Origin of the sequence: Bacillus sp. DE0042 (genome assembly GCF_007680225.1) — a bacterium.
Lineage (GTDB): Bacteria > Bacillota > Bacilli > Bacillales > Bacillaceae_G > Bacillus_A > Bacillus_A wiedmannii.
Genome location: NZ_VEJP01000013.1, coordinates 21,024 through 44,354, shown reverse-complemented (window position 1 = coordinate 44,354; position 23,331 = coordinate 21,024). Strand labels below are relative to the sequence as shown.

Annotated in this window: 29 protein-coding genes; all 29 read right to left on the bottom strand. The window is 40.9% G+C overall.

The features are described from left to right. Window positions 1-40: 40 nt before the first annotated feature. The 29 genes from secY to rpoB all read right to left on the bottom strand — a co-directional run bounded on the left by secY (window position 41) and on the right by rpoB (window position 23,092). Complete coding sequence (gene secY, locus FS802_RS29225; RefSeq protein WP_000490119.1) at window positions 41-1,342, bottom strand: preprotein translocase subunit SecY; 1,302 nt, start codon at window positions 1,340-1,342, stop codon at window positions 41-43. Next, entirely contained in the window at window positions 1,342-1,782 is a 441-nt protein-coding gene (gene rplO, locus FS802_RS29220; RefSeq protein ID WP_000766083.1) for a 50S ribosomal protein L15, read from the bottom strand. The genes secY and rplO overlap by 1 nt, the downstream gene beginning before the upstream one ends. A 33-nt stretch (window positions 1,783-1,815) precedes the next feature. Further along, window positions 1,816-1,998 (bottom strand): 50S ribosomal protein L30, encoded by a 183-nt coding sequence (gene rpmD, locus FS802_RS29215; RefSeq protein WP_001085231.1) that lies wholly within the window; start codon window positions 1,996-1,998, stop codon window positions 1,816-1,818. Between the two features lie 13 nt (window positions 1,999-2,011). Beyond that, a complete protein-coding gene (gene rpsE, locus FS802_RS29210) occupies window positions 2,012-2,512 on the bottom strand; it encodes a 30S ribosomal protein S5 (RefSeq protein WP_000554646.1) in 501 nt (166 codons plus the stop codon). Window positions 2,513-2,533: 21 nt separating this feature from the next. After that, window positions 2,534-2,896: a 50S ribosomal protein L18 gene (rplR, locus tag FS802_RS29205; protein ID WP_000628818.1), complete on the bottom strand. Its 363-nt coding sequence runs from the start codon at window positions 2,894-2,896 to the stop codon at window positions 2,534-2,536. A gap of 31 nt (window positions 2,897-2,927) precedes the next feature. After that, entirely contained in the window at window positions 2,928-3,467 is a 540-nt protein-coding gene (gene rplF, locus FS802_RS29200) for a 50S ribosomal protein L6 (RefSeq protein WP_000086553.1), read from the bottom strand. Between the two features lie 32 nt (window positions 3,468-3,499). Then, window positions 3,500-3,898 (bottom strand): 30S ribosomal protein S8, encoded by a 399-nt coding sequence (rpsH, locus tag FS802_RS29195; RefSeq protein ID WP_000245511.1) that lies wholly within the window; start codon window positions 3,896-3,898, stop codon window positions 3,500-3,502. A 29-nt stretch (window positions 3,899-3,927) separates the two neighbouring features. After that, window positions 3,928-4,113 carry a 30S ribosomal protein S14 gene (gene rpsN, locus FS802_RS29190; protein ID WP_001085700.1) on the bottom strand — a complete coding sequence of 62 codons (186 nt, stop codon included), beginning with the start codon at window positions 4,111-4,113 and terminating at the stop codon, window positions 3,928-3,930. 33 nt (window positions 4,114-4,146) lie between these two features. Beyond that, window positions 4,147-4,686 carry a 50S ribosomal protein L5 gene (gene rplE / locus FS802_RS29185; RefSeq protein WP_001080829.1) on the bottom strand — a complete coding sequence of 180 codons (540 nt, stop codon included), beginning with the start codon at window positions 4,684-4,686 and terminating at the stop codon, window positions 4,147-4,149. Window positions 4,687-4,712: 26 nt separating this feature from the next. Then, the gene (rplX, locus tag FS802_RS29180; protein WP_000558201.1) at window positions 4,713-5,024 is read right to left on the bottom strand and encodes a 50S ribosomal protein L24; all 312 of its coding nucleotides are present in this window, start codon (window positions 5,022-5,024) and stop codon (window positions 4,713-4,715) included. Between the two features lie 38 nt (window positions 5,025-5,062). Further along, on the bottom strand, window positions 5,063-5,431 hold the full coding sequence (rplN, locus tag FS802_RS29175; protein WP_000615912.1) for a 50S ribosomal protein L14: 369 nt from the start codon (window positions 5,429-5,431) through the stop codon (window positions 5,063-5,065). Window positions 5,432-5,474: 43 nt separating this feature from the next. Next, a complete protein-coding gene (gene rpsQ / locus FS802_RS29170) occupies window positions 5,475-5,738 on the bottom strand; it encodes a 30S ribosomal protein S17 (protein WP_000004106.1) in 264 nt (87 codons plus the stop codon). A gap of 20 nt (window positions 5,739-5,758) precedes the next feature. After that, window positions 5,759-5,959 carry a 50S ribosomal protein L29 gene (gene rpmC, locus FS802_RS29165; RefSeq protein ID WP_000855718.1) on the bottom strand — a complete coding sequence of 67 codons (201 nt, stop codon included), beginning with the start codon at window positions 5,957-5,959 and terminating at the stop codon, window positions 5,759-5,761. Further along, window positions 5,949-6,383: a 50S ribosomal protein L16 gene (rplP, locus tag FS802_RS29160; RefSeq protein WP_000928969.1), complete on the bottom strand. Its 435-nt coding sequence runs from the start codon at window positions 6,381-6,383 to the stop codon at window positions 5,949-5,951. The genes rpmC and rplP overlap by 11 nt, the downstream gene beginning before the upstream one ends. Before the next feature lies 1 nt (window position 6,384). Continuing rightward, the gene (gene rpsC, locus FS802_RS29155) at window positions 6,385-7,044 is read right to left on the bottom strand and encodes a 30S ribosomal protein S3 (protein ID WP_000529958.1); all 660 of its coding nucleotides are present in this window, start codon (window positions 7,042-7,044) and stop codon (window positions 6,385-6,387) included. A gap of 3 nt (window positions 7,045-7,047) precedes the next feature. Further along, window positions 7,048-7,389, bottom strand: coding sequence for a 50S ribosomal protein L22 (gene rplV, locus FS802_RS29150; protein WP_001148024.1), 342 nt, complete (start codon window positions 7,387-7,389; stop codon window positions 7,048-7,050). Between the two features lie 17 nt (window positions 7,390-7,406). Continuing rightward, window positions 7,407-7,685: a 30S ribosomal protein S19 gene (gene rpsS, locus FS802_RS29145; RefSeq protein WP_000124454.1), complete on the bottom strand. Its 279-nt coding sequence runs from the start codon at window positions 7,683-7,685 to the stop codon at window positions 7,407-7,409. 60 nt (window positions 7,686-7,745) lie between these two features. Beyond that, the gene (gene rplB, locus FS802_RS29140; protein WP_000511583.1) at window positions 7,746-8,576 is read right to left on the bottom strand and encodes a 50S ribosomal protein L2; all 831 of its coding nucleotides are present in this window, start codon (window positions 8,574-8,576) and stop codon (window positions 7,746-7,748) included. A 28-nt stretch (window positions 8,577-8,604) separates the two neighbouring features. After that, the gene (rplW, locus tag FS802_RS29135) at window positions 8,605-8,895 is read right to left on the bottom strand and encodes a 50S ribosomal protein L23 (protein ID WP_001205558.1); all 291 of its coding nucleotides are present in this window, start codon (window positions 8,893-8,895) and stop codon (window positions 8,605-8,607) included. Next, complete coding sequence (gene rplD, locus FS802_RS29130; RefSeq protein ID WP_001127258.1) at window positions 8,895-9,518, bottom strand: 50S ribosomal protein L4; 624 nt, start codon at window positions 9,516-9,518, stop codon at window positions 8,895-8,897. The genes rplW and rplD overlap by 1 nt, the downstream gene beginning before the upstream one ends. 25 nt (window positions 9,519-9,543) lie before the next feature. Continuing rightward, window positions 9,544-10,176 (bottom strand): 50S ribosomal protein L3, encoded by a 633-nt coding sequence (gene rplC / locus FS802_RS29125; protein WP_000160209.1) that lies wholly within the window; start codon window positions 10,174-10,176, stop codon window positions 9,544-9,546. A gap of 34 nt (window positions 10,177-10,210) precedes the next feature. Next, entirely contained in the window at window positions 10,211-10,519 is a 309-nt protein-coding gene (gene rpsJ / locus FS802_RS29120; RefSeq protein ID WP_001040595.1) for a 30S ribosomal protein S10, read from the bottom strand. Between the two features lie 399 nt (window positions 10,520-10,918). Continuing rightward, entirely contained in the window at window positions 10,919-12,106 is a 1,188-nt protein-coding gene (tuf, locus tag FS802_RS29115) for an elongation factor Tu (RefSeq protein WP_001029617.1), read from the bottom strand. 117 nt (window positions 12,107-12,223) lie between these two features. Further along, a complete protein-coding gene (gene fusA, locus FS802_RS29110; protein ID WP_000196381.1) occupies window positions 12,224-14,302 on the bottom strand; it encodes an elongation factor G in 2,079 nt (692 codons plus the stop codon). 208 nt (window positions 14,303-14,510) lie between these two features. Next, a complete protein-coding gene (gene rpsG, locus FS802_RS29105; RefSeq protein WP_001137489.1) occupies window positions 14,511-14,981 on the bottom strand; it encodes a 30S ribosomal protein S7 in 471 nt (156 codons plus the stop codon). A gap of 29 nt (window positions 14,982-15,010) precedes the next feature. Then, entirely contained in the window at window positions 15,011-15,433 is a 423-nt protein-coding gene (rpsL, locus tag FS802_RS29100) for a 30S ribosomal protein S12 (RefSeq protein WP_001142341.1), read from the bottom strand. A gap of 114 nt (window positions 15,434-15,547) precedes the next feature. Next, a complete protein-coding gene (locus FS802_RS29095; RefSeq protein WP_000121828.1) occupies window positions 15,548-15,796 on the bottom strand; it encodes a 50S ribosomal protein L7ae-like protein in 249 nt (82 codons plus the stop codon). Window positions 15,797-15,909: 113 nt separating this feature from the next. Next, window positions 15,910-19,521 (bottom strand): DNA-directed RNA polymerase subunit beta', encoded by a 3,612-nt coding sequence (gene rpoC / locus FS802_RS29090; protein ID WP_000567948.1) that lies wholly within the window; start codon window positions 19,519-19,521, stop codon window positions 15,910-15,912. A 37-nt stretch (window positions 19,522-19,558) separates the two neighbouring features. Then, a complete protein-coding gene (gene rpoB, locus FS802_RS29085) occupies window positions 19,559-23,092 on the bottom strand; it encodes a DNA-directed RNA polymerase subunit beta (protein WP_000147550.1) in 3,534 nt (1,177 codons plus the stop codon). Between the last annotated feature and the right edge of the window lie 239 nt (window positions 23,093-23,331).

The following is a 23,331-nucleotide window of genomic DNA, read 5'->3' as shown; positions in this document are numbered from 1 at the left end:
AGTACATGAGCATGTAGGGAAGACAATTCTTCCCACTTACTCATTGCTTGATAAACCCTTTGTAATGGCGTTTTACCAGTTGGCTTTCTAGCTGCTTCATTGTTTCTAAAGCAACGCCGACAACGATTAACATACTCGTTCCACCAATCTGTGCAGATGGAGGAAGATTTCCCAATTTCGTAAAGATAACTGGTAAGATTGCAATCGCTGCTAGGAAAATTGATCCTACAAAGGTCAAACGATACAAGATTTTTGTTAGATATTGTTCCGTATTCTTACCCGGACGAATACCTGGAACATATCCACCTTGTTTGTTTAGATTCTCTGACATTTGCTCTGGATTAACCTGAACAAACGCATAGAAATATGTGAAGGCTACAATGAGCGCAACATATATGATCATTCCCACTGGGTGAGAATAGTTAAAGTTTGCAATGATCCACTGCGATACATCATGATTCGGGAAGAACTGTGCAATAGTTGGAGGCGTAATTAAGAATGAAACAGCAAAAATGACTGGAATAACACCCGCACTATTTACCTTAAGCGGTAAATGTGTGTTTTGTGCTCCAGCATGATTCCCATTCCCTCCTGTTACACGCTTCGCATATTGAATTGGGATCTTTCTAACAGCCTGTTGAATGAAAATAACACCAACAATAACCGCTAGCACAGCTAGTAAGATCAATGCAACTTTAACGATACTCATGAACAATTGATCTCCGATATTTTGAAACTGTTGTTGATACACTTGAGATATAACACTTGGGATCGCTGCGGCAATACCGCCAAAGATCAGGATGGAAATACCATTACCTACACCTTTAGCTGTAATCTGTTCACCTAACCACATTAAAAATGCAGTACCAGCAGTCAGTACCGTAGCAATGTATAAATAAGTGCTCCAACCAGGATTCAAAATTAATTGCCCACCTACCATACCGTTAAAACCGATTGACATACCAAACCCCTGAATAAACGCAAGAACAATTGTAAAGTAACGCGTGAATTGCGTTAGTTTACGACGGCCCATTTCACCTTGCTTCGACCATTCCGAAAATTTAGGAACAACATCCATCTGCAATAATTGCACGATGATGGATGCTGTAATATACGGCATGATTCCCATCGCGAAGATGGAGAAGTTTTTCAAGGCGCCACCGCCAAATGTATTTAGGATACCTAAGGCATTTAATTGATCTTGTGCTTTCAGTACGTCTCCATTTGTAAATGGCACTGGGATAAACGTGCCAATCCTGAATACGATTAACATCGCTAAAGTGAATAATATTTTACGTCTTATCTCAGCAACGCGCATAAAGTTGGAGATTGTACGAAACATTAGATCACCTCAACTGATCCGCCAGCTGCTTCAATTGCTTCTTTAGCACTTGAAGAGAACTTGTGCGCTTTAACAGTTAATTTTTTCTCTACTGCGCCGCTTGCAAGAATTTTAACACCGTCGTTTAACTTGCTGATAACGCCAGTTTCCAGCAATAATTCAGGTGTTACTTCTGTACCATCTTCAAAACGATTTAACGTTGATAAGTTTACAATAGTAAACTCTTTACGGTTAATGTTTGTGAAGCCGCGTTTTGGTAAACGACGGAATAATGGAGTTTGACCACCTTCGAAGCCAAGACGAACACCGCCACCAGAACGTGCGTTTTGTCCTTTATGACCTTTACCAGCAGTTTTACCGTTACCAGAACCGATACCACGACCGACACGGTTACGTACTTTACGAGAACCTTCTGCAGGTTTTAATTCATGAAGTTTCATTCCCAGGCACCTCCTTATATTAATGAGTTATCCTTAAGCTTCTTTTACAGTTATAAGGTGAGAAACTTTGTTGATCATACCAAGAATAGCAGGAGTTTCTTCCTTAACTACAGTTGAATTCAACTTTTTAAGACCTAAAGCTTCTACCGTCGCACGTTGATCTTGTGGACGACCAATTACACTACGAGTGAGGGTAATTTCTAACTTTTTCGCCATTTGTTTTCCCTCCTTAACCTAGTAGCTCTTCTACAGATTTACCGCGTAATTTTGCAACATCTTCAGCGCGCTTAAGTTCGCTTAATCCGTTCACAGTAGCGCGAATCATGTTGATTGGTGTGTTAGAACCAAGAGATTTCGAAAGAATATCTTGTACACCAGCTAATTCAAGTACCGCACGAACAGGTCCACCAGCAATAACACCAGTACCTTCAGCAGCAGGTTTTAAGAATACTTCACCAGCTCCAAAATGACCGTTGATTGTGTGTGGAATTGTTGTACCAACTAATGGTACAGCGATTAAGTTTTTCTTAGCGTCTTCGATAGCTTTGCGGATTGCGTCTGGTACCTCTTGTGCTTTACCAGTACCGAATCCAACATGACCGTTTTTATCGCCAACTACAACTAGTGCAGCAAAGCGGAAACGACGACCACCCTTAACAACTTTCGCGACACGATTTATCGTAACTACACGTTCTTCAAGTTCTAATTTACTTGGGTCAATGCGATGCATCAATTTTCCCTCCTTTGACCATTAAAATTGTAATCCAGCCTCACGAGCAGCCTCAGCTAGAGCTTTAACACGGCCATGGTATAAGTAACCACCGCGATCGAATACTACTTCTTTAACGCCTTTCTCTACAGCACGCTTAGCAACTGATTCTCCTACTTTCGTAGCAGCTTCAGTATTGCTAGTACCGTTAAGAGCAAGGTCTTTATCAAGAGTAGATGCACTTACTAACGTTACACCATTTACATCATCAATAACTTGAGCGTAAATATGTTGGTTAGAACGGAACACGTTTAAACGTGGACGTTCTGCAGTACCAGTAAGTTTAGCACGTACACGTGCATGTCTTTTCTTACGAGTCGCATTTTTATCAGCTTTAGTGATCATTCTTGTCACTCCTTTCTCTCACCTAACGGGTTTACTTAGCAGTTTTACCTTCTTTACGACGAACAACTTCGCCTTCGTAACGAATACCTTTACCTTTATAAGGCTCAGGAGCACGTACAGCACGGATGTTAGCAGCAAATTCGCCAACACGTTGCTTGTCGATACCTTTGATTACGATTTTAGTTGGTACAGGTACTTCAACTTCAAGACCTGCTTCCGGAGTCATTTCTACTGGATGAGAATAACCTACGCTTAATACAAGTTTATCTCCTTGTTTTTGAGCACGGTAACCAACACCGACTAATTCCAGTCCGCGTGCGAAACCTGTAGTTACACCTTCAACCATGTTTCCGATTAAAGCACGAGTTGTACCGTGTAATGCACGGTGTTCCTTCTGTTCAGAAGGACGCTCAACTGTTAGTGTATTTTCTTCAATTTTGATAGACATATCAGCATTGAATTTACGAGTTAATTCACCTTTAGGGCCTTTTACTGTTACAGTATTGTCTTCTGCAATTGTAATAGTAACACCTGCAGGGATTTCAAGAATCTTTTTACCAATACGAGACATGTGGTCACACCTCCGTTCGTTTTAAATATATATTACCAAACGTATGCTACTACTTCTCCACCAGTTTGTAATTGACGAGCGTCTTTGTCTGTCATTACTCCCTTAGATGTAGAAACAAGAGCGATACCTAATCCGTTAAGTACACGTGGTACTTCATCAGCTTTAGCGTAAACGCGTAAGCCAGGTTTACTGATACGTTTTAATCCAGTGATTACACGTTCATTGTTTGCACCATATTTCAGGAAAATACGAAGGATACCTTGTTTGTTATCCTCGATGTATTCTACATCACGAATGAAACCTTCACGTTTTAAAAGTTCAGCGATCTCTTTTTTGATTTTAGAAGCAGGAACCTCTAATTTCTCATGACGTACCATGTTCGCATTACGGATGCGAGTAAGCATGTCTGCAATTGGATCTGTCATCACCATGTGTTTTACCTCCTTCCCATTTGTGGGTTTTACCAACTAGCTTTTTTAACACCAGGAATTTGACCTTTATATGCAAGTTCACGGAAACAAATACGGCAAAGCTTAAATTTGCGGTATACAGAATGCGGACGACCGCAGCGTTCGCAACGTGTATACTCTTGTACTTTAAACTTAGGAGTACGCTTTTGTTTCGCTATCATAGATTTTTTAGCCACGTTTTCGCCTCCTCTACTTAGCGTTGGTTTCCATTATTTTTGGAATGGCATACCGAATTGTGTTAAAAGTTCACGAGCTTCTTCATCAGTTTTCGCTGTAGTAACGATTACGATGTCCATACCGCGGACTTTGCTTACTTTATCATAATCGATCTCAGGGAAGATAAGTTGCTCTTTAACACCTAATGTGTAGTTCCCACGACCATCGAATGATTTCTTAGAAACACCACGGAAATCACGTACACGTGGTAAAGAAACTGATACTAATTTGTCGAAGAACTCATACATTTGCTCGCCGCGTAAAGTTACTTTCGCACCGATTGGCATACCTTCACGAAGACGGAAACCAGCGATTGATTTTTTAGCACGAGTTACAACAGGTTTTTGACCTGCGATTTGTGTTAATTCTTCTACTGCATTGTCTAAAGCTTTTGAGTTAGATACCGCGTCACCAACACCAGTGTTGATTACGATCTTTTCGATTTTCGGTACTTCCATCACAGATTTATAGTTAAACTTGCTCACTAGAGCAGGAGTAATTTCCTTTTGGAACTTCTCTTTAAGGCGATTCAATGAAGTGACCTCCTTTCTTAAGAAAATTATTTATCTAATAATTCACCAGATTTTTTTGCAATACGAACTTTTTTACCATCTTCTACTTTGAAGCCTACGCGAGTAGGTTCACCTGTTTTCGGATCTAAAACCATAACGTTAGAAACGTGAATAGGTGCTTCTTTAGTAATAATTCCACCTTGTGGATTTAATTGAGATGGCTTAGAGTGTTTTTTAACGATGTTAACACCCTCAACGATAACACGGTTTTGCTTTGGGAAAGCCACAAGGATAACGCCTTGTTTTCCTTTGTCTTTTCCAGTGATTACCTGTACTTTATCACCTTTTTTTACATGCATCTTAATTCTGCACCTCCTTAGCAAGGCAATACCTTAAATTATAGAACTTCTGGAGCTAAAGAAACGATCTTCATGAAGTTGCTATCACGTAATTCACGAGCTACTGGTCCGAAGATACGAGTACCACGTGGGCTCTTATCGTCTTTGATGATAACCGCTGCGTTTTCATCAAATTTGATATAAGAACCGTCCGGACGACGAGCTCCGCTCTTCGTACGTACCACTACTGCTTTAACAACGTCACCTTTTTTAACAACGCCACCTGGTGTTGCTTGTTTTACCGTAGCAACGATAATGTCACCAATGTTAGCATATTTACGACCAGAGCCGCCTAATACTTTAATTGTTAAAAGTTCACGTGCACCAGAGTTGTCAGCAACTTTCAAACGAGATTCTTGTTGGATCATGTTATGAAACCTCCCTTCGGACTAAAAATTCCGATTCGTCTATTTAGATAATAACCGCTTCTTCAACGATTTCAACTAAACGGAAACGCTTAGTAGCAGAAAGCGGGCGAGTTTCCATGATTTTAACGATATCGCCAAGTTTCGCTTGGTTTTGCTCATCATGGGCTTTGTACTTCTTAGAATACTTAACACGTTTTCCGTACAAGGAATGAGTTTTGTAAGTTTCAACTAAAACTGTAATCGTTTTGTCCATTTTGTCAGACACAACACGACCAGTATAAACTTTGCGTTGGTTACGTTCGCTCACTATGCAAACCTCCCCTCAATTTATCGATTAATTCCGATCTCTCTTTCACGAACTACAGTTTTCATACGAGCAATTGCTTTACGCACTTCACGAATGCGAGTTGGATTCTCTAATTGTCCTGTAGCAAGTTGGAAGCGAAGATTGAACAATTCTTCCTTTAAAGCTTTAACTTTTGTTTCGATTTCGGCAGTGGTTAATTCACGAATATCATTAGTTTTCATTAGATTCACCACCATTTTCTTCACGTTTTACGAATTTACATTTCACAGGTAACTTGTGAGCTGCAAGACGTAATGCTTCGCGTGCTACCTCTTCAGATACACCCGCGATTTCGAACATAATTTTCCCAGGTTTTACTACTGCTACCCAGCCTTCTGGTGCCCCTTTACCGGAACCCATACGTACTTCTAGAGGTTTTGCAGTGTAAGGTTTAGAAGGGAAAATTTTAATCCATACTTTACCGCCACGTTTCATGTAACGAGTCATTGCACGACGAGCAGCTTCGATTTGACGGTTTGTAATCCATGAAGCAGCTTGTGCTTGTAAACCGAATTCACCGAAAGCAATTTCAGTTCCACCTTTTGCACGACCACGCATTTTACCACGATGCTCTCTACGATATTTTACGCGTTTTGGCATTAACATATTATTTTCCTCCTTCCTCAGAAGCTTTCTTTTTTGTAGGAAGGACTTCTCCACGGTAGATCCATACTTTTACGCCTAATTTACCGTATGTTGTATCAGCTTCAACTGCTGCATAGTCAATATCAGCGCGAAGTGTATGAAGTGGAACAGTTCCTTCACTGTAAGATTCTGCACGAGCGATATCAGCTCCGCCAAGACGACCAGAAACCTGTGTTTTAATACCTTTAGCACCTGCACGCATAGCACGTTGAATAACTTGCTTTTGTGCACGACGGAATGATACACGGTTTTCTAATTGACGAGCGATGTTTTCGCCTACTAATTTAGCGTTAAGATCAGCTCTCTTAACTTCTAAAATGTTGATGTGTACACGCTTGCCTGTTAATTGGTTAAGAGCTTTACGAAGTGCTTCAACTTCAGTACCACCTTTACCAATTACCATACCAGGTTTTGCAGTGTGAATTGTAACATTTACACGATTTGCTGCACGTTCGATTTCTACTTTAGCAACAGCAGAATCTTTTAAGCGTACAGTAATGTACTCACGGATTTTGATGTCTTCATGTAGTAATGTAGCATAATCTTTCTCTGCGAACCAACGAGATTCCCAGTCACGGATAACGCCGACACGAAGACCAATTGGATTAACCTTTTGACCCATCGATTATCCCTCCTTCTTTTCTGATACCACAACTGTAATGTGGCTTGTGCGTTTGTTAATTTGGCTTGCACGACCCATTGCACGTGGACGGAAACGTTTCAACGTTGGACCTTCGTCAACGAAAACTTTTTCAACAACTAGGTTGTTAATATCCATCTCATAATTGTGCTCTGCATTTGCGATTGCAGATTTTAAAACTTTCTCTACAACTGGAGAAGCAGTTTTTGGTGTGTGGTTAAGGATAGCAATCGCTTCACCCACTTGCTTACCTCGGATTAAGTCTACTACTAAACGAACTTTACGAGGAGCAATACGAACTGTTCTCGCTACTGCTTTAGCTTGCATTGAAGTGCCTCCTCTCATTATCTTCTAGTTTTCTTATCGTCAGCAAGGTGACCTTTATACGTACGAGTTGGTGCGAATTCACCTAACTTATGGCCAACCATATCCTCAGTGATGTACACAGGTACGTGTTTACGACCATCATATACAGCGATTGTGTGTCCGATGAACTGAGGGAAGATTGTTGAACGGCGAGACCAAGTTTTAACAACTTGTTTTTGCTCAGATGCAACTAATTTTTCCATTTTGCTCATTAAGTGATCATCGACAAATGGTCCTTTTTTTAAGCTACGAGCCATTTTGGTGCCTCCCTTCGTGATTGGCGTACGGTTCTAGAAATGAACCGTACTACAATCCCATTATTTTTTACGACGACGAACGATGAATTTGTCAGACGCTTTGTTTTTCTTACGAGTCTTGAATCCAAGAGTTGGTTTACCCCATGGAGACATTGGAGACTTACGTCCGATTGGAGAACGTCCTTCACCACCACCGTGTGGGTGATCAACCGGGTTCATTACAGAACCACGAACTGTTGGGCGTTTACCTAACCAGCGAGAGCGACCTGCTTTACCGATTTTGATAAGTTCGTGTTGTTCGTTACCTACTTGACCGATTGAAGCGCGACAAGCAGATAATACAAGACGTACTTCACCAGAAGTTAAACGTACAAGTACGTATTTACCTTCTTTACCAAGTACTTGAGCAGAAGTACCAGCAGAACGAACTAATTGTCCGCCACGACCAGGCTTAAGCTCGATATTATGAACAACAGTACCTACTGGAATGTTGATTAATGGTAATGCGTTACCGATTTTGATGTCAGCTTCTGGGCCAGACATAACTTCCATACCTACTTCTAAAGATTTAGGAGCAAGAATGTAACGTTTTTCACCGTCAACGTAGTTAATTAATGCGATATTCGCAGAGCGGTTTGGATCGTATTCGATCGTAGCAACGCGTCCTGGAATTCCATCTTTGTTACGCTTAAAGTCGATGATACGGTATTGACGCTTATGTCCGCCACCTTGATGACGTACAGTAATTTTACCTTGGTTATTACGACCAGCCTTCTTGCTTAAAGGAGCAAGTAATGACTTTTCTGGTCTGTCAGTCGTGATTTCAGCGAAATCATTCGTAGTCATATTACGACGACCGTTAGTAGTTGGATTATACTTTTTAATTCCCATCTCAATTTCCCTCCTTCTTTAGTAAGAATTAAACACCTTGGAAGATTTCGATTTCTTTGCTGTCAGCAGTTAGCTTAACGATTGCTTTACGACGACGGCTAGTAAAACCAGCGTGACGACCAACGCGTTTTGCTTTCGGCTTGTAGTTCATGATGTTCACTTTTTCTACTTTAACACCAAAGATCGCTTCAAGAGCATCTTTAACTTCTGTTTTATTAGATTTAACGTCCACATCGAACGTGTATTTTTTTTCAGCCATCATTTCCATAGAACGTTCAGTGATAACTGGGCGCTTAATGATATCACGAGGATCTCTCATTATGCAAGCACCTCCTCTACTTTTTCCACTGCCGCTTTTGTCATGATTAGCTTATCATGATGAAGCACGTCTAAAACGTTTACGCCATCAGCAGTGATTACTGTTACTCCAGGGATATTGCGAGCAGATAACTCTACAGATTCGTTTGCATCAGCAGTTACGATAAGAGCTTTCTTCTCAACAGTTAATCCTTTAAGTACTGCTAGCATGTCTTTTGTTTTTGGTGCATTTAACACTAGGTCTTCAAGAACTACAATGTTGTTCTCAACTACTTTAGTAGCTAATGCAGATTTGATTGCTAAACGACGAACCTTCTTAGGAAGTTTGTACGCATAGCTTCTTGGTGTAGGTCCGAATACCGTACCACCACCACGCCATTGAGGAGAGCGGATAGACCCTTGACGAGCACGTCCAGTTCCTTTTTGACGCCATGGTTTACGACCACCACCACGAACTTCAGAACGAGTTTTTACTTTGTGTGTACCTTGACGTAAAGATGCACGTTGCATCATTACAGCTTCGAAAAGTACAGCTTCATTTGGTTCGATACCGAAAATAGCTTCAGCTAATTCGATTTCACCAACCTGTGAACCAGTTTGGTTATATACAGTAACTTTTGGCATTGGAATTCCTCCTTCCTATTGTGAATTATTTGCTAACCTTCACAGCGCCTTGAACAACTACAAGAGATTTCTTAGCACCTGGAACGTTACCTTTTACTAGTAATAAGTTGCGCTCAGTGTCAACTTGAACGATTTCTAAGTTTTGGATAGTAACTTGGTCTCCACCCATACGTCCAGCAAGTTTTTTGCCTTTGAATACACGGTTCGGAGCAACTGGGCCCATTGAACCTGGACGACGGTGATAACGAGAACCATGAGACATAGGTCCGCGAGATTGTCCGTGGCGTTTGATAACACCTTGGAAACCTTTACCTTTAGAAATTCCTGTTACGTCAACGATTTCACCTGCAGCGAAAACTTCAACTTTTACCTCTTGACCAACCTCTAATCCGTCCACGTCTGCATCGCGGATTTCGCGAATGAAGCGCTTAGGAGTTGTAGATGCTTTAGCAGTGTGGCCTTGTTCAGGTTTGTTAGTTAACTTTTCACGTTTATCTTCAAATCCTAACTGGATTGCATTGTAGCCATCAGTTTCAGTTGTTTTCTTTTGAAGAACAACGTTTGGATTAGCAGCGATAACTGTTACTGGGATTAACTCACCGTTCTCAGCAAATACTTGAGTCATACCGATCTTTCTTCCTAAGATTCCTTTGGTCATGAGTTACACCTCCTACATTTTTAAGTTATATGAATTATAGTTTGATTTCGATATCTACACCAGACGGTAAGTCTAAACGCATTAATGAATCTACTGTTTGTGGAGTAGGACTCACGATATCGATTAAACGTTTGTGTGTGCGCATTTCGAATTGCTCACGAGAATCTTTGTACTTATGAACAGCACGAAGAATTGTGTAAATAGTCTTCTCAGTTGGTAATGGGATCGGACCAGAAACTGTTGCCCCAGAACGCTTAGCTGTTTCTACAATTTTCTCAGCTGATTGATCAAGAATACGGTGATCATAAGCTTTTAAACGGATACGAATTTTTTCTTTTGCCATTATTTTCCCTCCTTCGTTCGCCTATTTCTAAAATAGACCTTCTCCATGGAAATTCCCCCACACCATGCCATGGCAAAGCGGCCGGGTGTGTCAGCAACCTTCCACTTCATCGCAGTCAAAGACCAACATTGTCTATTATACAATGTTATTCGTCTAGATGCAAGCATCTTTTTGTTTGCATCTGCTTTTCTCTACTTTTGCTATTATACATGGCACTTTAAAGAATTTCAAGTTTTCATCTGCTCTTATTCAACTTACAGTTTATGGATGTTACTTCTTGTTTTATATACTATAGAAGAAACTCATTCAAAGATAGAAAACACACCTCTTTCTTCTATATTAATAAACAATAAAAAAACCCAAGGGAAAATCCCTTGGGTTTTTTTATATCAGTTAAGATTACTCAACGATAGTAGCAACTACACCGTAACCTACTGTACGTCCACCTTCACGAATAGAGAATTTAGTTCCCTCTTCGATAGCGATTGGAGCGATAAGTTCGATAGTCATTTCGATGTTGTCACCAGGCATTACCATTTCAGTACCTTCTGGTAATTGGATGATACCAGTTACGTCAGTTGTACGGAAGTAGAACTGAGGACGGTAGTTAGCGAAGAATGGAGTGTGACGTCCACCTTCTTCTTTAGATAATACGAAAACTTCAGCTTTGAATTTAGCGTGAGCTTTTACAGAGCCAGTTTTAGCAAGAACTTGTCCACGTTGGATGTCTTCACGAGCAACCCCACGAAGTAAAGCACCGATGTTGTCTCCAGCTTGAGCTTGGTCAAGAAGTTTACGGAACATCTCTACACCAGTTACAGTTGTAGAAGCATTTTCTTCAGCAAGACCGATGATTTCTACTACGTCACCAACTTTAACGATTCCGCGCTCTACACGACCAGTTGCAACTGTACCACGACCTGTGATAGAGAATACATCCTCGATAGGCATTAAGAATGGTTTGTCAGTTTCACGTTCTGGAGTTGGGATGTAAGCATCAACTTCAGTCATTAATTCAATGATTTTTGCTTCCCAATCAGCTTCTCCTTGAAGAGCTTTAAGAGCAGAACCTTTGATTACAGGAATGTCGTCGCCTGGGAATCCGTATTCAGATAATAGGTCGCGAACTTCCATTTCTACTAATTCTAATAATTCTTCGTCGTCTACCATGTCGCATTTGTTTAAGAATACAACGATGTAAGGAACACCTACTTGACGAGAAAGAAGGATGTGCTCACGTGTTTGAGGCATTGGGCCATCAGCAGCAGATACTACTAAGATACCGCCGTCCATTTGAGCAGCACCAGTGATCATGTTTTTAACATAGTCAGCGTGACCTGGGCAGTCAACGTGTGCATAGTGACGAGTTTCAGTTTCGTACTCAACGTGTGCAGTTGAGATTGTGATTCCGCGCTCTCTTTCTTCTGGAGCAGCGTCGATTTGATCGTATCCGCGTGCTTCAGCACCACCAGCTTTTGCAAGAACTGTAGTGATCGCAGCAGTTAATGTAGTTTTACCATGGTCAACGTGGCCGATTGTACCGATGTTAACATGGGGTTTAGAACGTTCGAATTTAGCTTTAGCCATTCTAAATTCCTCCTTAGTTTATATAGGTTATTTTATATTTAGACTAGAAAGTGAAACTTACGTCCCACTTTCTAAGCTTACATAAGTAGTTATACTTGAACAATCGATAAAAATCAATTATTCACCTTTATTTTTTTTAATAATTTCTTCAGAAACAGACTTCGGTACTTCTTCATAATGATCAAATGTCATTGAGAATGTTCCGCGTCCTTGAGTGTTAGAACGTAATGCAGTTGCATAACCGAACATTTCAGAAAGTGGAACCATAGCGCGAACAACTTGTGCGTTACCGCGAGCTTCCATACCTTCTACACGTCCACGACGAGATGTTACGTCGCCCATAATGTCACCCATGTACTCTTCAGGAATTACAACTTCAACTTTCATCATTGGCTCAAGAATTACTGGGCTACATTTAGAAACCGCAGCTTTAAGTGCCATAGATGCAGCGATTTTGAACGCCATCTCAGATGAATCGACATCATGGTAAGATCCGTCAACTAACGCAGCTTTGATGTCAACTAGTGGATAACCAGCTAGTACACCATTTTTAAGTGAGTCTTCAAGACCCGCTCCAACAGCTGGGATGTATTCACGTGGAACTACACCACCGACGATTTTGTTTTGGAATTCAAAACCTTTACCTTCTTCATTAGGTTCAAACTCAATCCAAACGTGACCGAATTGTCCACGACCACCAGATTGACGAGCGAACTTACCTTCAACTTTCGCAGCAGCGCGGAAAGTCTCACGGTATGCTACCTGAGGAGCACCAACGTTTGCTTCCACTTTGAATTCACGACGCATACGGTCAACGATGATATCAAGGTGAAGTTCACCCATACCAGCGATGATTGTTTGGCCAGTTTCTTGGTCAGTGTGAGCACGGAATGTTGGATCTTCTTCAGAAAGCTTAGATAATGCTGTACCCATTTTATCTTGGTCAGCTTTAGATTTTGGTTCGATAGCTACAGAGATAACTGGCTCTGGGAATTCCATAGACTCAAGGATAACAAGACTCTTCTCATCACAAAGAGTATCACCAGTAGTAGTATCTTTTAAACCTACAGCAGCAGCGATATCACCAGCGTAAACTGTTGAAATCTCTTCACGGCTGTTAGCGTGCATTTGTAGGATACGACCTACACGCTCACGCTTACCTTTAGTTGAGTTTTTCACGTATGATCCAGAGTTTAACACACCAGAATACACACGGAAGAACGTTAACTTACCAACATAAGGGTCAGTCATGATTTTGAATGCTAAAGCTGCGAATGGTTCTTCATCGCTAGACTTACGTTCGATTTCTTCATCTGTATCCGGAAGAGTACCTTTAATAGCTGGTACGTCTAATGGAGATGGTAGGTAGTCGATAACTGCGTCTAACAGAATTTGAACACCTTTATTTTTGAATGCAGAACCACAGATTACTGGGAAGAATTCTACAGAAGTTGTAGCCTTACGGATACCAGCTTTAAGCTCTTCTACAGTGATTTCTTCACCTTCTAGGTACTTCATCATCATTTCTTCATCAAGCTCAGCTACCGCTTCAATAAGTTTTCCACGGTATTCTGCAGCTAATTCTTTGTGCTCTTCAGGAATTTCAACACGCTCGATGTCTGTTCCTAAATCGTTACCGTACATGTAAGCACATTCTTCAACAAGGTCAATGATACCATTGAACTCATCTTCAGCACCGATTGGTAACTGAATTGGGTGTGCGTTTGCTTGTAAACGATCGTGGATTGTTCCTACAGAGTATAAGAAATCTGCACCAATCTTATCCATTTTGTTAACGAATACGATACGAGGTACACCGTAAGTAGTAGCCTGACGCCAAACAGTTTCTGTTTGTGGTTCTACACCAGATTGTGCATCAAGTACTGCTACCGCACCATCAAGTACGCGTAAAGAACGTTCTACTTCTACTGTGAAGTCTACGTGTCCTGGAGTGTCAATGATGTTTACACGGTGACCTTTCCATTGAGCTGTAGTTGCAGCAGAAGTAATTGTGATACCACGCTCTTGCTCTTGCTCCATCCAGTCCATCTGAGATGCACCTTCATGAGTTTCACCGATTTTATGAATACGTCCTGTATAATACAGAATACGCTCAGTTGCTGTTGTTTTACCAGCATCGATGTGAGCCATGATACCAATATTACGAGTGTTTTCTAAAGAGAACTCTCTTGTCATTTGGTGTCTTGCTCCTTCCATATATGGATTGGATTTTTTTATTTTAAGTAGCAAAAAAGCCACTTTATATTGTTACACATGTCAGTATGTCCAGTACCCTCATTATGTAAAACGAGCGCCCAACGAAAGGGAGAGGCATTCTCCCTCTCCACACTTCCATAAGCGACAAATAAAGCGGTTTATGCTTACATTTATTTTACGTTGAATCCTACCAACGGTAATGAGCAAATGCTTTGTTAGCTTCTGCCATTTTATGAGTGTCTTCACGTTTCTTAACAGATGCACCAGCGTTGTTAGCTGCATCTAAGATTTCGTAAGCTAGACGCTCTTCCATAGTTTTTTCACCACGAAGACGAGCATAGTTTACTAACCAGCGAAGACCTAAAGTTGTACGGCGTTCTGGACGAACCTCAACTGGAACTTGGTAGTTAGCACCACCAACACGACGAGCACGTACTTCAAGAACAGGCATGATGTTCTTAAGAGCTTGCTCGAATACTTCCATAGGGTCTTTATCTGAACGTTCACGAACGATATCGAAAGCGTTATAAAGAATTGTTTGAGATTTACCTTTTTTACCGTCAACCATCATTTTGTTGATAAGGCGTGTTACTAGCTTAGACTTGTACATTGGATCTGGTAACACGTCACGTTTCGCAACAGGTCCTTTACGAGGCATATTGAGTTCCTCCTTTCATTATAAGTTTATTATTTTTTAGCAGGTTTTGGTCGCTTAGTACCATATTTAGAACGTCCTTGCATACGTTTGTCAACACCAGCTGTATCAAGCGCACCACGAACGATGTGGTAACGTACCCCTGGTAAATCCTTTACTCGACCACCGCGAATTAATACTACGCTATGCTCTTGTAGGTTATGACCGATACCTGGGATGTAAGCTGTAACCTCGATACCGTTTGTTAAACGTACACGAGCGTATTTACGTAACGCTGAGTTAGGTTTCTTTGGAGTCATTGTACCAACACGAGTACATACACCACGTTTTTGAGGTGCAGAGATATCAGTTGATTTTTTCTTTAAAGAGTTGAACCCTTTGTTTAACGCAGGTGATTTAGATTTCCATACTTTATCAGTACGACCATTTCTCACTAATTGGTTAATAGTAGGCATTTGATTATCCTCCCTTCGCATGTTTGTATGACCACATATCCAGGTGGTTCATTATTAGTTGAAAACAAAGTTTTTGCAAGGGAGAGCAAATGCTCTCTCCTCACAAAAACAGTTTTAACTTATTATTCCTATTGCTGAAGCTCCCACTTGAATCCCCGAAACTTTTCCAAGCTTACGAACTGATTCAACTTTGGTTATGGGTATGTTATGTTGCAAGGCAGTACGAATGATCATATGGGTTAACCGCATATCAGCATCTTCCGCAATAACAACTTCTTTAACTATACCATTTTTGATTGCCTCCAATGTGCGTTTATGACCAACGACTACATTTTCAGCATTTGACACTTTTTGATAAGACATATAAATATCCTCCAAAGCATCGTTCAGGAGCAACCTTGATTATAGTAACATTTTGACTCATACAATGTCAACTAGGATTAACTGTTTTTATACAAAATTTACGACGGAAAATTTTACTGTTCCACATAAACTTCATCGTTTTCAACATTCATGTCACCTTGTGTTGTTTTTACAAGATCCACTTTGCGATAACGATTCATACCCGTTCCAGCAGGAACAAGTTTACCGATAATAACATTTTCTTTCAATCCTAGAAGCTCATCGCGTTTACCCTTAATCGCTGCATCAGTTAAGACACGTGTCGTTTCTTGGAACGATGCTGCAGATAAGAATGAATCAGTTTCAAGTGAAGCTTTTGTAATACCAAGTAGAACAGGTCTAGCCGTTGCTGGTTGTTTACCTTTCAGTAACACCTTCGCATTCGCATCAGTAAACTGATGGATATCTAGTAGTGTTCCTGGTAATACATCTGTTTCACCCGCGTCACTTACACGAACTTTACGTAACATTTGACGTACCATTACTTCTACGTGTTTGTCACCAATTTCTACCCCTTGCATACGGTATACTTTTTGAACTTCACGTAGTAAGTATTCTTGAACCGCCGTAATGTCCGTTACTTTTAGTAATTCTTTCGGATCAATAGAACCTTCTGTTAACTCTTTACCGTGGCTAATTGGCTGTCCTAAAGTTACTTTCAGACGCGCACCGTAAGGAATAGCATACGTACGAGCTTCAACTTCACCCTGTACAACTACTTCTTGGCGATCTTTAACATCGTTGATCGCTGCGATAACACCATCGATTTCACTGATAACTGCCTGACCTTTCGGGTTACGAGCTTCGAAGATCTCTTGGATACGAGGTAAACCTTGAGTGATATCATCTCCGGCAACCCCACCTGTATGGAACGTACGCATCGTTAACTGTGTACCTGGCTCACCGATAGATTGAGCTGCGATAATACCTACCGCTTCTCCTACTTCTACGTCTGTACCAGTTGCTAAGTTACGACCGTAACACTTCTTACATACACCGTGGCGAGTGTTACACGTGAACGCTGAACGAATGTTTACAGTTTCAACACCCGAATTTTCAACGATATGAGCGATATCTTCAGTAATTAGTTGGTTTTCACTAACTAATACTTCACCTGTTTCAGGATGTTTTACAGTTTTTCTTGCAAAACGTCCAACAAGACGATCATATAATGACTCAATTACTTCATTACCCTCTTTAATCGCACCAATTAATAGACCACGATCTGTTCCACAATCATCTTCACGGACAATTACATCTTGTGCAACATCTACAAGACGACGTGTTAAGTAACCAGAATCGGCAGTTTTAAGTGCTGTATCGGCAAGACCTTTACGCGCACCATGCGTAGAGATGAAGTACTCAAGTACTGTTAAACCTTCACGGAAACTTGATTTAATTGGAAGTTCGATAATACGACCAGATGGATTGGCCATCAGACCACGCATACCAGCAAGCTGAGTAAAGTTCGATGCGTTACCACGGGCACCGGAATCACTCATCATGAAGATTGGGTTGCGTTTATTCAAGGATTTCATCAATTTTCCTTGGATAACATCTTTTGCATTACTCCAAATAGAGATAACGCGATCGTAACGTTCTTCTTCCGTGATTAAACCGCGACGGAATTGTTTAATTACATTATCTACTTTTGCTTGTGCTTCATGGAGAATTTCATCTTTTTCGCCTAATACAAGAATGTCAGATACCCCAACTGTAATACCAGCTTTTGTAGAGTACTTAAATCCTAAGTTTTTCATGCGGTCAAGCATGCGAGATGTTTCCGTAATTTGGAAACGTTTGAATACTTCCGCAATGATGTTACCAAGAATCTTCTTGCTAAATGGCGCCACTTCTTCGCGACTAGCAATAATTTCTTTAATGTTCGCACCTTTTTCAACGAAATACTCCGCTGGTGTTTCTTTTTCAAGGTTTGAGTTTGTCGGTTCATTAATATAAGGGAACGACTCTGGTAAGATTTCGTTAAATATTAATTTACCAACTGTTGTTAATAGAAGCTTACCTTTTTGCTCTTCAGTAAATGTTACATTATTTACTGAACTTGCAGCAACTGCAACACGTGTGTGCAGATGTACATATCCATTTTGGTATGCAAGTATTGCTTCGTTTGCATCTTTGAAGACCATACCTTCACCGATTGCGCCTTCACGCTCAAGTGTTAAGTAGTAGTTACCTAATACCATATCCTGAGATGGAGTAACAACTGGTTTTCCGTCTTTTGGATTCAAGATGTTTTGTGCCGCTAACATAAGAATACGAGCTTCTGCTTGTGCCTCTGATGATAACGGTACGTGAACTGCCATTTGGTCACCGTCAAAGTCCGCGTTGTATGCAGTACATACAAGTGGGTGAAGACGAATTGCGCGACCTTCTACTAATGTAGGTTCAAACGCCTGGATACCAAGACGGTGAAGTGTTGGTGCGCGGTTTAGAAGTACTGGATGCTCTTTGATCACAGATTCTAAAACGTCCCAAACTTCAGGTTGTACACGCTCGATTTTACGTTTAGCACTCTTAATGTTGTGTGCTAAACCTTTTCCAACTAACTCTTTCATAACGAAAGGCTTAAACAATTCAAGCGCCATTTCTTTCGGTAATCCACATTGGTACATCTTTAAGTTCGGTCCTACAACGATTACAGAACGGCCAGAGTAGTCAACACGTTTACCTAATAAGTTTTGACGGAAACGTCCTTGTTTACCTTTAAGCATGTGAGATAGTGATTTTAATGGACGGTTACCTGGTCCAGTAACTGGACGGCCACGGCGACCATTATCGATTAATGCGTCTACAGCTTCTTGTAACATACGTTTTTCGTTTTGAACGATGATGCTTGGTGCACCTAAGTCCAATAGACGTTTTAAACGATTATTACGGTTAATTACACGACGGTATAAGTCGTTTAAGTCAGAAGTAGCAAAACGTCCACCATCCAACTGTACCATTGGGCGTAGTTCTGGCGGGATAACTGGAAGAACATCTAGGATCATCCAAGATGGGTGATTTCCAGAGTTACGGAATGCTTCTAATACTTCTAGACGTTTAATAGCACGAGTACGGCGTTGTCCTTGCGCTGTTTTTAATTCTTCTTTTAAGAAGTCTACTTCTTTATCTAAATCGATGTCTTGTAGTAGCTTTTTAATCGCTTCCGCACCCATAGCAGCTTGGAATGTGCTACCATATCGATCACGATATGCACGGTATTCTTTTTCAGAAAGTAATTGCTTCTTATCAAGTGGTGTATCTCCACTTTCTGTTACAACATAAGAAGCGAAATAAATTACTTCTTCAAGCGCGCGAGGGGACATGTCTAAGACAAGTCCCATGCGGCTCGGGATACCTTTGAAATACCAAATATGAGATACAGGAGCAGCTAATTCGATATGACCCATACGTTCACGACGAACTTTTGCACGCGTTACTTCAACGCCACATCGATCACAAACTACACCTTTATAACGTACACGTTTGTATTTTCCGCAATGACATTCCCAGTCCTTTTGTGGTCCGAAAATACGCTCACAGAACAAGCCATCTTTTTCAGGCTTTAACGTACGATAGTTAATTGTTTCTGGTTTCTTAACTTCACCGTATGACCAAGAACGAATCTTGTCAGGTGAAGCAAGTCCAATCTTCATATATTCAAAGTTATTTACATCTATCAAGGGGCCTACCTCCCTTTTAGTCTACAGGTTATCCCAATTATTCTTTAGTTGTCTCAACTTCGACATTCAATTTATCTGCTGATTGATGATCATCGTCATCTTCTGTATCACGCATTTCGATTTCTTTATCGTCGCTAGACATCATTTTAACGTCCATACCTAAACTTTGCAGCTCTTTAATCAATACTTTGAATGATTCAGGAACGCCTGGTTCTGGAACATTTTCGCCTTTAACAATTGCTTCATACGTCTTAACACGCCCAACAACATCATCAGACTTCACTGTTAAGATTTCTTGAAGAGTATAAGCAGCACCGTAAGCTTCAAGTGCCCAAACCTCCATCTCACCGAAACGCTGTCCACCGAACTGAGCTTTACCTCCAAGAGGCTGCTGCGTTACAAGTGAGTATGGTCCAGTAGAACGAGCATGAAGTTTATCGTCAACCATGTGCGCAAGTTTGATCATATACATGACACCAACAGATACGCGGTTATCGAATGGTTCACCAGTACGTCCGTCATACAGGATTGTTTTCGCGTCATTTGCCATACCAGCTTCTTCAATCGTGCCCCAAACATCTTCCTCACGAGCACCATCGAATACTGGTGTTGCAATGTGAATACCAAGGTATCTTGCTGCCATACCAAGATGAAGCTCTAATACCTGACCGATATTCATACGAGATGGTACCCCTAATGGGTTTAACATGATATCGATTGGCGTACCGTCTGGTAAGTAAGGCATATCTTCTTCTGGTAAAATACGAGAGATAACACCTTTGTTACCGTGACGTCCGGCCATCTTGTCACCTTCAGAGATTTTACGTTTTTGAACGATATATGCACGTACAAGTTGATTCACGCCTGGTGGCAATTCATCGCCATCTTCACGGTTGAATACTTTTACGTCTAAGATAATACCGCCACCACCGTGTGGTACACGTAGTGATGTATCACGTACTTCACGTGCTTTTTCTCCAAAGATAGCATGTAATAGACGTTCTTCAGCTGTTAATTCTGTTACACCTTTAGGTGTTACTTTACCAACAAGTAAATCTCCATCTTTTACTTCCGCACCAACGCGAATGATACCGCGCTCGTCAAGGTTGCGTAATGCATCTTCCCCAACGTTTGGAATGTCACGTGTAATTTCTTCTGGTCCAAGCTTCGTATCACGAGCTTCTGACTCATATTCTTCAATATGAATAGAAGTGTACACATCGTCTTTTACAAGGCGCTCACTCATAATGATCGCATCCTCGTAGTTATAACCGTCCCAAGTCATGAAGCCAACAAGCACGTTACGTCCAAGTGCTAGTTCACCTAATTCCATAGAAGGACCATCCGCAAGAATCTCACCTTTTACAACTTCATTTCCAACACTTACGATTGGACGTTGGTTGTAGCAAGTTCCTTGGTTAGAACGAATGAATTTTTGCATTTTGTAGCGATCTAAGTCGCCTTTTACTGTTTGACCGTCAACTTCTACATAGCGACGTACCCAAACTTCACGTGCTTCTACGCGTTCAACAACACCAGGATGTTTACAGATTACTGCAGCACCTGAGTCTTTTGCTGATACGTACTCCATACCTGTACCTACAATCGGAGATTCCGGATTCATTAACGGAACCGCCTGACGTTGCATGTTCGCTCCCATAAGTGCGCGGTTAGAGTCATCGTTTTCTAAGAACGGAATACAAGCTGTCGCTGCCGACACTACTTGTTTTGGAGATACATCCATGTAGTCGATGCGTTCTTTATTTGTGACAATGTTTTCACCACGGAAACGAGCTACGATATCTTCGCTAAGGAATTCTCCTTCTTCAGATAATTTCATATTCGCTTGGGCTACAACATAATTATCTTCTTCATCTGCTGTTAAGTAATCAACCTGCCCTGTTACAAGACCAGATTCTGGATCAACACGACGGTATGGTGTTTCAATGAAACCAAACTCATTTACTTTCGCGAACGATGATAATGAGTTAATCAAACCGATGTTTGGTCCCTCTGGTGTTTCAATCGGACACATACGACCATAGTGAGAGTAGTGAACGTCACGTACTTCAAAGCCTGCGCGCTCACGCGTTAAACCACCGGGTCCTAATGCAGATAGTCTTCGTTTGTGAGTTAACTCTGCTAATGGGTTTGTTTGATCCATGAACTGAGATAACTGAGAACTTCCGAAGAACTCTTTAATAGATGCAATAACCGGGCGAATGTTAATTAACGCTTGTGGTGTAATTGCATTTGTATCTTGAATCGACATTCTCTCACGAACAACACGTTCCATACGAGAAAGACCGATACGGAATTGATTTTGTAATAGTTCTCCAACAGAACGCAGACGACGGTTTCCTAAATGGTCGATATCATCTGTATCCCCCACTTTGTATAGTAGGTTGAAGAAGTAACTGATAGAAGCAAGGATATCACCTGGTGTGATGTGTTTTACATCACGAGTAATATTTGCATTACCAATTACATTAATTACGCGTTCGCCTTCTGACTCAGGAGCATAAATCTTAATAGATTGCAGCTCAACATCGCCTTCTACCACTCCACCCATTGGTTTCGCTGTTTTGAATCCAATGTTTTTCTCTAAGTAAGGTAAAATGCGATCAAGTGTACGACGATCTAAGATTGTTCCTTCCGCCGCTAAAATTTCACCAGTTTCTGGATCCACTAATGTTTCAGCTAAACGTTGATTAAACAATCTGTTTTTAATGTGTAACTTCTTGTTGATCTTATAGCGACCTACATTTGCTAAATCGTAGCGCTTTGGATCGAAGAAACGAGACACAAGTAAGCTCTTAGCATTTTCTACTGTTGGTGGTTCACCAGGACGTAGACGCTCATAAATTTCAAGCAATGCTTTCTCTGTGCTATCTGTGTTGTCTTTTTCTAATGTGTTGCTTAAGTATTCGTTATCACCTAAAAGCTCGGTGATTTCTTGATCAGAGCCAAACCCTAATGCGCGTAACAAAACAGTTACAGGAAGTTTACGCGTACGGTCAATACGCACATATACAACATCCTTAGCATCTGTTTCATACTCTAACCAAGCTCCGCGGTTTGGAATTACAGTAGCAGTAAAACCACGTTTTCCGTTTTTATCCACTTTGCCACTATAGTATACGCTTGGAGAGCGAACTAACTGGGAAACGATAACACGTTCTGCACCGTTAATTACGAATGTTCCAGTCTCTGTCATGAGTGGGAAATCTCCCATGAACACATCTTGTTCTTTTACTTCACCAGTTTCCTTGTTGATTAGACGCACTTTTACACGAAGTGGTGCTGCATACGTCACATCACGCTCTTTGCATTCGTCTACAGAGTATTTAGGTTCACCTAAGCTGTAGTCGATAAATTCAAGCGATAGATTTCCCGTAAAGTCTTCGATCGGAGAAATGTCCTGGAACATTTCTCGCAAACCCTCATCAAGAAACCACTGATAAGAAGAGGTTTGAATTTCGATAAGATTTGGTAACTCTAATACTTCACTAATACGGGCATAACTTCTTCGTTGGCGGTGGCGTCCGTATTGAACTAGTTGACCTGTCAACTGCTTCACCCCTCAAATCATGAGTATTATAAATGCACAAAAAAATTTGTGCAAAATCACAAATAAATACAACTACTGCTATTAGCGTAGTTTTTTTCTCTTAAAGATAAATACGTTGAGTCTTTCTACCTGCTCAAAAAAGAAAAATGGCTTCTATAAGAAAACCATCATTCTGTTTCATAATCTGCTGATTTTACTATCTTTTCCAAGAGAAACAAAAATATACATCTTTCTCAACG

Coding starts and splice junctions, on each gene's coding strand:
- secY (WP_000490119.1), bottom strand. CDS start 1,342: ATGTTTCGTACAATCTCCAACTTTATGCGCGTTGCTGAGATAAGACGT.
- rplO (WP_000766083.1), bottom strand. CDS start 1,782: ATGAAACTTCATGAATTAAAACCTGCAGAAGGTTCTCGTAAAGTACGT.
- rpmD (WP_001085231.1), bottom strand. CDS start 1,998: ATGGCGAAAAAGTTAGAAATTACCCTCACTCGTAGTGTAATTGGTCGT.
- rpsE (WP_000554646.1), bottom strand. CDS start 2,512: ATGCATCGCATTGACCCAAGTAAATTAGAACTTGAAGAACGTGTAGTT.
- rplR (WP_000628818.1), bottom strand. CDS start 2,896: ATGATCACTAAAGCTGATAAAAATGCGACTCGTAAGAAAAGACATGCA.
- rplF (WP_000086553.1), bottom strand. CDS start 3,467: ATGTCTCGTATTGGTAAAAAGATTCTTGAAATCCCTGCAGGTGTTACT.
- rpsH (WP_000245511.1), bottom strand. CDS start 3,898: ATGGTGATGACAGATCCAATTGCAGACATGCTTACTCGCATCCGTAAT.
- rplX (WP_000558201.1), bottom strand. CDS start 5,024: ATGCATGTAAAAAAAGGTGATAAAGTACAGGTAATCACTGGAAAAGAC.
- rplN (WP_000615912.1), bottom strand. CDS start 5,431: ATGATCCAACAAGAATCTCGTTTGAAAGTTGCTGACAACTCTGGTGCA.
- rpmC (WP_000855718.1), bottom strand. CDS start 5,959: ATGAAAACTAATGATATTCGTGAATTAACCACTGCCGAAATCGAAACA.
- rplP (WP_000928969.1), bottom strand. CDS start 6,383: ATGTTAATGCCAAAACGCGTAAAATATCGTAGAGAGCATCGTGGTAAA.
- rpsC (WP_000529958.1), bottom strand. CDS start 7,044: ATGGGTCAAAAGGTTAATCCAATTGGTCTTCGTGTCGGCGTTATCCGT.
- rplV (WP_001148024.1), bottom strand. CDS start 7,389: ATGCAAGCTAAAGCAGTAGCGAGAACAGTTCGTATTGCTCCTCGTAAA.
- rpsS (WP_000124454.1), bottom strand. CDS start 7,685: ATGGCTCGTAGCTTAAAAAAAGGACCATTTGTCGATGATCACTTAATG.
- rplB (WP_000511583.1), bottom strand. CDS start 8,576: ATGGGAATTAAAAAGTATAATCCAACTACTAACGGTCGTCGTAATATG.
- rplW (WP_001205558.1), bottom strand. CDS start 8,895: ATGAGAGATCCTCGTGATATCATTAAGCGCCCAGTTATCACTGAACGT.
- rplD (WP_001127258.1), bottom strand. CDS start 9,518: ATGCCAAAAGTTACTGTATATAACCAAACTGGTTCACAGGTTGGTGAA.
- rplC (WP_000160209.1), bottom strand. CDS start 10,176: ATGACCAAAGGAATCTTAGGAAGAAAGATCGGTATGACTCAAGTATTT.
- rpsJ (WP_001040595.1), bottom strand. CDS start 10,519: ATGGCAAAAGAAAAAATTCGTATCCGTTTAAAAGCTTATGATCACCGT.
- tuf (WP_001029617.1), bottom strand. CDS start 12,106: ATGGCTAAAGCTAAATTCGAACGTTCTAAACCCCATGTTAACATCGGT.
- fusA (WP_000196381.1), bottom strand. CDS start 14,302: ATGACAAGAGAGTTCTCTTTAGAAAACACTCGTAATATTGGTATCATG.
- rpsG (WP_001137489.1), bottom strand. CDS start 14,981: ATGCCTCGTAAAGGACCTGTTGCGAAACGTGACGTGTTACCAGATCCA.
- rpsL (WP_001142341.1), bottom strand. CDS start 15,433: ATGCCTACTATTAACCAATTAGTGAGAAATGGTCGTACTGATAAAGTA.
- FS802_RS29095 (WP_000121828.1), bottom strand. CDS start 15,796: ATGTCTTATCAAAAAGTGTCAAATGCTGAAAATGTAGTCGTTGGTCAT.